5 protein-coding genes are annotated in these 7,979 nt (G+C 47.8%); all 5 read right to left on the minus strand.

What is annotated here, in order from left to right; translation table 11 throughout:
- Positions 1-32: 32 nt before the first annotated feature.
- On the minus strand, positions 33-2,438 hold the full coding sequence (gene dosP / locus A7098_RS13495) for an oxygen-sensing cyclic-di-GMP phosphodiesterase DosP (protein WP_105280942.1): 2,406 nt from the start codon (positions 2,436-2,438) through the stop codon (positions 33-35).
- Between the two features lie 24 nt (positions 2,439-2,462).
- Entirely contained in the window at positions 2,463-3,845 is a 1,383-nt protein-coding gene (locus A7098_RS13500; protein WP_000426303.1) for a diguanylate cyclase, read from the minus strand.
- Between the two features lie 349 nt (positions 3,846-4,194).
- On the minus strand, positions 4,195-5,514 hold the full coding sequence (locus tag A7098_RS13505; protein ID WP_105280943.1) for a glycoside hydrolase family 10 protein: 1,320 nt from the start codon (positions 5,512-5,514) through the stop codon (positions 4,195-4,197).
- 130 nt (positions 5,515-5,644) lie between these two features.
- Positions 5,645-7,180 carry an acid resistance gamma-aminobutyrate antiporter GadC gene (gadC, locus tag A7098_RS13510; RefSeq protein ID WP_000246004.1) on the minus strand — a complete coding sequence of 512 codons (1,536 nt, stop codon included), beginning with the start codon at positions 7,178-7,180 and terminating at the stop codon, positions 5,645-5,647.
- A 156-nt stretch (positions 7,181-7,336) separates the two neighbouring features.
- The coding region (locus A7098_RS13515; RefSeq protein ID WP_301005542.1) for a pyridoxal-dependent decarboxylase at positions 7,337-7,979 on the minus strand (643 nt) is incomplete at its 5' end.

Consider the following 7,979-nt stretch of genomic DNA (forward strand, 5'->3'; position numbering starts at 1 on the left):
GAAATCTTGCCCGCCTGCGCGGGCAAGATGTTCTAAGCGTCGATTTGAAGCGGTAGCGTAGTAGACATCCAGCCAGGGATCTCCTCAGCGGGCAAAGGACGTGAGAAGAAATAACCCTGAATCACGGGGCAGTGGATCTTGCGTAACATCTCAAACTGTTCTTTCGTTTCCACACCTTCTGCCACTACGGTTAAGTTCAGGCTTTGCCCAATGCTGGTAATGGCTTCTAATAAGGCACGGATGCGTTTTTCGCTCAGGCAACGATCGACAAAACTTTTATCGATTTTAATTTCCGTTACCGGCAGGCTGACTAAGCGTGACAGGCCGGAAAAGCCTGTGCCGAAATCGTCGACAGATAAACCTACGCCCATATCCCGCAGGATCTGGATGCGTTTAAAGATCTCCGTATCGTGTTCCATCATCATGCTTTCAGTGATTTCCACCGTCAGCTGGTGGCCGTCAATCTGCCAGGCTTCCATCGCATCGCAAACCTGATTGGGTAGCTGATTACTGCGAAAATGAAGCGCAGATAAGTTTACGGATAACGCCGGGATATGAATATTCTGGCTTCGCCATTCTGCTAACTGGCGACAGGCCTCAGCAATTACCCAACGACCAATATTTTCAATTTCACCAATCTCTTCTGCGAGGGGAATAAACCGGGAAGGGGGAACATGTCCATGCTGCGGGTCATACCAGCGAGCAAGAGCTTCAATACCATACAGTTCACCCGTTTCGGCGAAGATCTGCGGCTGGTAAACCAGCTTCAACTGGTTGTTGCTGATTGCTTCTTTCAGCGCCGCACCTAATATCAACCGCTCTTTAACCATCTCGTTCATTGTCGGGCTAAAGAACTGCCAGCCGTTACCGCCGTTTTTGCGAATGAAATCCATCGCATTGTGGGCGGTAGAAAGCAGGTAGTCACGGTTTTTGCCAACGTCGTAACTGATACCAATACTTAAGGTTAAAGGAAAAGGCTGATTGTCAATGATGACCGGTTTGCTAACGACGTTGCGTAGCTCATCAGCGATTTGGGTAATGTTGCTGACTTCATCCTCCAGACTAATGAGGACAAACTGTGCACCTTCAACGCGGCAAAGATACTGGTCGGGTTTGAGTTTTTCGCGAAAGCGATTAACGACTTCTAACAATGCCTGATCGGCCCACGCATAGCCGAGGCTGTCGATCACATCCTGAATATGGTCGACGCCAATAAGATAAACCACCGGAGATACAGCTCTATCGACAAGGTCATCGAGGTAATTGTGCAGATTATTGCGATTTGGCAGACCGGTCATCGGATCAAACTGGATTAGCTGTTCGATGTGCTGGCGGCTTTTCTCCTGTTCCAGCGCCAGTGCGGCCATATGCTGGCTGATGTCTGCCACGCGTTCGACAAATGCACTGGTTTCTGTCCCTGCAGACGTCTTGATTTGCAGAACTCCCGCTGGTGCGCCATCGCGCTGGCGAATGGTAACAGCCCAGCTTTGTGCATTCTTTACTTCTGTCCCATGAGAGGACGACGCCCAATGCACTGGCATCCCATTACGCAATGCATACAGCGACACATGCGATTCATGAAGAATGGCTTCAATATTACGGCAAATGATTTCCCCCATTTCGTGAAACGGCGGGCTGCTGCACATGGCGGCGAGGATGTTGCCTTCCAGCTGGCGGATTTGCCGTTCTTCGGTGATATCTGAGAAGGTCATTACCAGATTTTGTAGATGAGCAAGCACGTCATAGACCGGACTGATAGACGCTTTAATCCAGATATTTTCACCCGTGCGCGTTAATAGCAAAAATTCATCTTGATCGCGGGAGGTTTTCCACAAAAGCTGCTGTAAGCGGATGCGGTTATCTGTCGGGTATTCAGGAATGTTAAGCAGCGCATCGGGCTGCATACCGCTGGCTTCGCTGATGCAATAGCCGAACATTTCTGTAAACGCGCGATTGCACTGAACGATATGACGCTCAGGATCAAGCACAATCACAGGTCGGTCGAGATGATCCACGGCAATGAGCAACTGCCGGGTCTGTTCTTTCTGCGCCATTTCAACGCTGGCATCTCGCACCAGCGCCAGGTAATAAATTTTCCCCTCGGCAGTCACTTTTGACAGGGCAAATCGTGTCCATATTTTACTGCCATCTTTTTTCTCCAGCTGCAATTCCCGGCTCATTCCTTCGACACGCGCTTTACCACCTTCGCGGTTATGCCGGATGTATTCAGGGTGTGCAGAGCGCAAATTATGGGGAATCAGCATATCGATGTTATTGCCAATGACCTCTTCGCGTTTATATCCCCAAAGCTTCTCTGCAGCGGGGTTGAAAAACATGACTTCATCATTTTCGTTGATTAACACCGCGCCCATCATATTTTGCTCAAGCGCGGGGAAAAAAATGCCGTCAGCGGCATTTTCTGCATCGGTTAGCTTCATGATTACCTCTGCATCCGGGTGAATCTAAAGACTGGCTTTCCAGAGTTCAACACGGTTTCTACCTCGTCTTTTGGCGATATACAGAGCTTCGTCAGCTATTTGAATTAAACGTTCATAATCCGGATGTCCATTAAACATGGCGGCACCAATGGACAGAGAGAGGTAAATATCTTCGCCGTTTGCAGCTTTCAGTTTGGTTTTTTCTACCCGACTGCGAATACGTTCTGCGGTACGTAAAGTGTCAGTTTCTGAGGCTTCCGTCAGTACAATGATAAATTCATCACCACCGTAGCGGAAAACATAATCACTACTACGGACGTTGTCGTAAAACGCCTGCGAGACTTTACGCAGAATTTCGTCGCCGGTGTTATGTCCCCATGTATCATTGATCTCTTTGAATTTATCAACATCGATGATGAGAACAGATAACGGCGTGCCAGCCCGATTGGCATGGGCAATTTCACGTTTGAAGATAGTCGGCAGGAAACGGCGGTTAAGTAGCTTAGTCAACACATCCATTCCCACTTCATGGCGAGAAACTTCTTCAAACAGTTCTCGCAATAAGGTTGTAATTTGCGATACGGTATTTCGTATCTGCAATAAAAACTTCACTCGCAGACTTTTGTTACTCAGATTCTTGGCATGGAGTATTGTCTGATTAAAAACCCCGTCGAAATCCTGAATAAGGCGGGAGATATGACCGACTTCGGCAATACCGCTAAAATAATGCCGACCTTTATGGTTAAACCATAAGCCAAAATCAGCCTGGCTTAACGGTAAGCTGCTGCCTAAATCAGAATCCAACAGGACTTTATAAATAACATCTAATTCCCATGAAAGTAATGAGGCTATTTGCCGTTCTTTTTCTTCTTCGGCATTTTCAAGTAGTGAGAAGATACGATAATTCTCGTCTTCTTTAGCCGCACTACTGTCGCTAAAGGTAAACGCCCGGGTCATAACTTCCATGGCTATATCAATACTGTTAATCGAAAAATGATAAACCTGAAGTTTATCCGCTGGCGAATAATCAGAGGAAAATATCGCTGGATAGAGGATTTTCTTCAATACACGAAAACCCATCTCAACGATTTCTACGGGAATGCCAATACGGGCATGTACTTCGGCCACGGTATGTTGGATTTGTATAAGCCTATCAACATCGTCCGCTTGCGCAGAGAGCACATCGATAATCCATGTTTCCAGAGCACTTTTAAGCTGCCTTTCAACCTGTTCGTTACTCAAAAACTCTTCGGCATGTGGGTCTGTGCGTACAATACGATAAAACTCATTGCTCAGGTAATGGGCATGTGCAACAGCAATTTCTGCGGCTTTAGCGCGAATGAGAGGGGAAGCCTGGGTAACTAATCCAGTCCACTCATCTTTCATTCTTTTAAAGTACATCTCCATAATTCAGCCCCTTATACGACTGGAAAGGCAGATGGGATCGAAAAACGAAACGCAACATACTGGACAGACTTATCGCACCATATTCTCCTGAAATATGAGGATATAATGAAAAGAAATAAACGGATTAGACAGTTTTAATCTACGCTACTGTTCTTCTGAAGAGTATAGCCCATCGTGATTATTTTTCGGTGGTGACGAATATCGTATTGTTTTTCATGTTGATACTAATTAATCAGAGGATTGTAGCAATTTGCTTATATGGAGATAATTTTATTTAAGAGGTTACGGCATTTTGCAGGGTGACAAGCCGGTGCTTACATCACCGGCATGACACAGTAAAAGAGGGCGTTTAACTACCCCAACGACTTTGCAGATAACTAACGGCTTGTTGGGTCTGTGGCTTATTAAGGTAATCTTCGCGGAACAGAATCGTGCCGCTAATTTCGGGTACAGCATCGTTAAGATCAAGCTGCTTTTTTAGTTCTGGCACGCCGCCGTTAACCATCCAGTCAGGTTCTATCTTTGAGGGTTCACCCACTTTATAGAAGGCAACGCCGATATATAGCCGGGTTTTGGTCGGTTTGACGACATCTGCCCACCATTTTGCCAGTACGTCATAGCGTGCTGCGCTACGTGAGAAAGGCCAGTAAATTTGTGGGGCAATATAATCCAGTAAACCATGTTCTACCCAACGGCGGGTATCTGCATAGGATTCGTCATAGGCTGCTGCGCCTCGTGTATCGGAACCGAGCGGATCGTGTGATCGGTTGCGCCAGACGCCAGCCGGGCTAACGCCAAATTCAACCTCTGGCTTAATGCTTTTGATGGTGTGCGATACCTTTGCAATTAACTGCTGGGTATTGTTGCGCCGCCAGTCTGCTTTTGATGCAAAAGCTCTCCCATATTTGCGGTACGTCTCGTTATCGTTCAGCAGCGAACCCGGTGATTCAGTATAGAAATAATCGTCGAACTGCACGCCATCTATCGGATAACGGGAAACCACTTCCGCAACTATTGATGTGATCCAATCCTGAACCTCAGGGATACCAGGGTCGAGAACAAAACGGTCGCCCGATGTTCTGATCCAGTCGCGATGCTGCACGTAGACACTGGCTGGTTGCTGTGACAGGGTGCTATTCAATTCCCTGATAGTTCCGGGTTTTGTATTAACCGACACGCGGTAGGGATTAAACCATGCGTGCACTTTCATCCCACGCTTGTGGGCTTCGTCGAGCATAAATTGCAGCGGATCGTAACCTGGATCTTCACCAATCTTGCCGGTCAGAAGATCGGACCACGGTAAAATTTTCGATGGCCAAAGGGCTGTACCATCGGGCTTTACCTGGAAAAAGACCGTATTTATGCCGAGACGTTGTAGATGATCTAACTTGTCAATCATCGCCTGTTGTTGTGCGCGTGCTCGGCTGGTGGGGTTACTGATATTAACCGAGGAAACGGGGGGCCAGTCGAGGCGAGAGACAGTAGCCAGCCAGATACCTCGCATCGGCTGCGCTGGTTGATGTGTTGTCGCTGGTGATTTTGAACCTGCTGGTGGTGTAGTTATTGGCGTTGGCGGTGTGGTCTTACAACTACACAGTAAAAGAGCCAGAGCAACGAGTGTGGCTGGCTTTTTGATCGTTAATTTCACGTTTCGGGAGCAGATATCCATATATGCTGGTTTCCGGTAAACAGATGTGTTGCTCATTCTCGTACTTATCTGGGGCAAGTCAATACGATAACAGGTACGAAAAAGGGAGCGATTAACTATCGCTCCCTTGTCTTATCCCCTTCAGAGATGGTTAATGTTTCTTATCGTTCATCACAATATAGTGCGGTGAACGAGCACGTGGATGCAGGAAGAAGTGACCTTTCGGTGCGTTCTGGCTGTTAATTGGCTCCAGTGTCACACCGGTATTCGCTTTGCCTTTACGATCGTGGATGGCATAGAGAATAAAGGGCAGGGCAAGTACCACCAGGAAGCTAACGACCAGTAATTCGACATACATATCGGTAGAGTCACCCTGGATATTATCCGGCGGCAGGAAGGAAACAATAAACGCCATGATTGAGGTCAGCAGGCCGACAATAGCCACAACCAGTTTCACGCCTTTACCACCAGGGATATTAAATGTGCGTTTTAAGTCAGGATGTTTAAGGACTAACACAATGTAGCCAATAAACAGCATGAAATAAGCACACAGATAAATCACCACCGTCAGCGCCAGTGCGATCAGGAAGGACATGTTGTTACCACCACCGGTATTGGTGAGGATAATCAAGGCGATAGAGGTAATCACTAGCTGAGAAATAACCAGAGTGACCGGCACGCCATTTTTGTTCATTTTGGCGAACGCTGGAGGTAGCAGGTTTTTCTGCGCTGTGACATACATCCCGCGAGAAGGACCCACAATCCAGGAGGCGATTTCTGCCAGAACACCCAGCAGCAGCAGTGCGGAGATCACGCGAACCGTCCACTCAATTTCCGGTGCCACATGGGACATCAGAACGGTAAAGGTTTGCATTACCCCAGCGGACAGATTGATTTCATTACCCGGAATGACCATCGCAATGGACAAACCACCAACAGAACTTAAGCAGATTGCCGCCACCATCAGCAATAACATTGCCAGCGGATAATCTCGCCCCGGATTGCTCATTTCATTGACGTGGGTTGCGGAGGCTTCTACACCCATATAACTCAATATAAAGGCAACAAACACAACCAGGGTGCCAACTTTAGAGAAATCCGGGAAGAAGGTTTTTGCATCCATTTCGATAGCAACTGGCGCACCGGAGTGCAGGTAAATCGCCGCTAATGCAATCAAAATAAATGCGGGTAACAGGATACCGGCAAAGAAGCCGACTTTAGCAATTCGCGCTGTATATTTAGTACCGCCAAACTGAGTTAATGCCAGAACCCAAAGAATGATGAGTGCCGCAATGGTTTTTGTTACCGGGTCTTCATTCAGTGCTGGCCATTTAAGAATGTAGGAGAGTGCCCCTAACACGAAATAGAGCATCGGAATAAAGCCGATAGCGATTTGCAAATAACCAAATGAGATCGCTGCAAATCCCCATTTTAACCCCAGGGTATTCGATACCCAGGCGAAAACGCCGCCTTCCTCCCAACCGTCCACGGTAGCCATTTCCGCAGCACAGAGTCCAACGGGGATAAACCATAAAATCCCGCCTAATAGCAGGAAGAAAACTAATGAAAAACCGGATGTTGCAAAGGTAGGGTATTCATAAACAGCCATTACCATCGATGCCGTAATAGCGAAGAACCCAAGTAATGTTAGCTGCTTAGCTTTACCTGTCTGTACTGATGTAGCCATATTTTCCCCCTAAAACGGTATTCCTGTCGGAACCGCGCCTGTCTTGTTCTGAAGCGTATTCAGAGCAATATTTTCCATTGCTAATGCCAGTGAACAGACTTTGGAATTTGTCCCGAAACGAGAGCGTTCCGGGACACCGTTACCACTTAAACGTTATCAGGTATGTTTAAAGCTGTTCTGCTGGGCAATACCCTGCAGTTTCGGGTGATCGCTGAGATATTTCAGGGAGGCTTTGTAGTCTTCCAGCAACAGTTCAGCGAAGTCCATTTCGAAACCACGACGGCACATAATACGCATCACCACAATGTCGGTGGCTTCACCGCCGAGGGTAAAGGCCGGAACCTGCCAGCCGCGCAGACGCAGACGTTCAGAGAGGTCATACAGGGTGTATCCCGTATTTTCCCCGTCTTTCAGTTTGAAGCAGACCGCTGGGATACCTTCGTCCGGGCGACCTGTACAGATGAACTCATACGGTCCCAGTTTAGCGATTTCATCCGCCAGGTAAGTGGCGACCTGGTAAGAGGCGTTTTGTACTTTGGTGTAGCCTTCGCGACCAAGGCGCAGGAATTCATAGTATTGCGCAATTACCTGACCGGCAGGGCGAGAGAAGTTGATAGCGAAAGTCCCAATCTGACCGCCGAGATAGTCAACGTTGAACACCAGTTCTTTTGGCAGTGCTTCTTCATCACGCCAGATAACCCAGCCGCAGCCGAGCGGAGCCAGACCAAATTTATGACCTGAAGCACTGATCGATTTCACGCGCGGCAGGCGGAAGTCCCAGACAATATCCGGAGCCACG

It is taken from the genome of Escherichia sp. MOD1-EC7011, from assembly GCF_002965005.1.
Classification (GTDB): Bacteria; Pseudomonadota; Gammaproteobacteria; order Enterobacterales; family Enterobacteriaceae; genus Escherichia; species Escherichia ruysiae.